The organism is Cupriavidus sp. 8B (assembly GCF_054589115.1).
Window position 1 is genome coordinate 1 of the sequence record NZ_BAAILO010000048.1, and the last position, 1,597, is coordinate 1,597.

A 1,597-nucleotide genomic window follows, 5' to 3' on the forward strand; every position below is an offset into this window, starting at 1 on the left:
TGCTGGCGAGTTGCTCCTCAGAGGCGCGCACTTCGCTCTGCAGCTGTTCCAGCCGGGCTTCGGCGGCCTTGATGGCTTCCGTCGCGGACGTGTATTCCTCGGGGACTACGGGCACTTCCTTGACGTCCACGCGGATCTTTATGTCGGTGAGTTGGCGCTGCAGGTCGGCCTTCTCGCGGTTAACCTTTTCAATGGCGAACTGCAGGGCGTCGACGTTGGCGCTCTGTGAGGCAAGGGCGGCCTGCGCCTCGATCAAAGCCGCCTGTTGCGCGTCCGTGCTACGGCCAGCGGCGGCGATTTGTTCCTTCAGATACTTCAGTTCGATCTGAGACTGGTCGTGCTGCGCCATACTGGCCGACAACTCTTCCTCGGTACCGGCGAGCTGGTTCTCCAGCGTCTCCATTTCGGAACTCAGGGCGCGGTACCGGTCAATGAAGGGCAGGATTTCGGCTCGGCTGAACGGCTCGTTGCTGCGCTTGGCCTTGACTACCAACGCGATTTCGTCCGCCGTGATGTCCTGCCGCTTGAGAATGTTCAGTTCCCCGACATTCAGGAAGGTGAGCGCATCGTTGTTGTGCATGAAGCGCTCGTAGATCTGCAGATACCGTTTGGCCGACCACTTGGGGATCCGCAACGTGTGATCAGCAAAACGGTACAAGAGCGAGCGCGCTTCGTTGGCGGCCTGCGCAGGGTCTGGGCGGCGGGCCGACAGCGCCGTGCACGTGATGTGTTGAATCTGTGCAAGCTTTGAGCCGATCACGACGTGCTCGGAAAAGATGCGTTCACGGGCGATTGCAATCTCGTCGGCCGCCTGCACGATGCGCGCAATGGCGGTTTGGTCAAGATAGGGCCCGAGTAGCTCACGGGTGAGCTCCAGGATGGATTGCGGGCGCGGACCGTCAGTCAGTTCAAACTTGTTTTTCTTATCCATGTTCATATCGATTAAGCGGCGGGACGAAGGCGAGTGGGTGTGACGCTTCACCCAGCCTAGCGCGCGGGTGAAGAAGTCAAGGCATCGCATTGCAGCGCGCGAATGGCAAAAGCTTAAAGCCACTTGCACTGCAGATCGCTGTCATAAGCTCGCGTTTTTCATATCCCTTTTGAAGTCAAGGCGCGAAACGAGGCAGATTTCACAACTCTCTTATCGGCTCGATCTTGATTGGGGTTAACACCTATACCGCTTTGGTGGGGGTCAGAAATAAAAGACGTTAATACCGGATATAAACAAAATGGAATTCGCGGCGTTGTCCTGCGCTCAGGGGGGCGAGCACATGAGTCCGCCCTACTTGCGATAACAGGGCGGTTTCAGTTGTCTTACTGCGAATAGGGTGGACTCATGTGCTCGGGGGCTGCGGGGGCTCGCTCAGCGCGCTGATAGCCGCTCGACGGTGTCACTGCCCACGCTTGCTGGGGCATGGGTTTCGCGTTACTATGGTCGAACTTCTCGCGTCCCTGACGCATCGACATTGACAAGCAGTGCCGCCTCCCCGGCTTGCTTCGTCCCGTAGTTCTCCTTCCCGATTCCTTGCGCAGCGCCTTTGCTTGATGCCAGAGCATCCGGCAAGCGCGTTGCCGCTCCAAGGATTCCTTGCTCATC

General features: G+C 58.4%; 1 protein-coding gene. It reads right to left on the bottom strand.

Annotated elements, in window-relative coordinates:
• The coding region (locus tag ACYP5B_RS04915) for a hypothetical protein (protein WP_459568782.1) at nucleotides 1-931 on the bottom strand (931 nt) is incomplete at its 3' end.
• Nucleotides 932-1,597 lie beyond the last annotated feature (666 nt).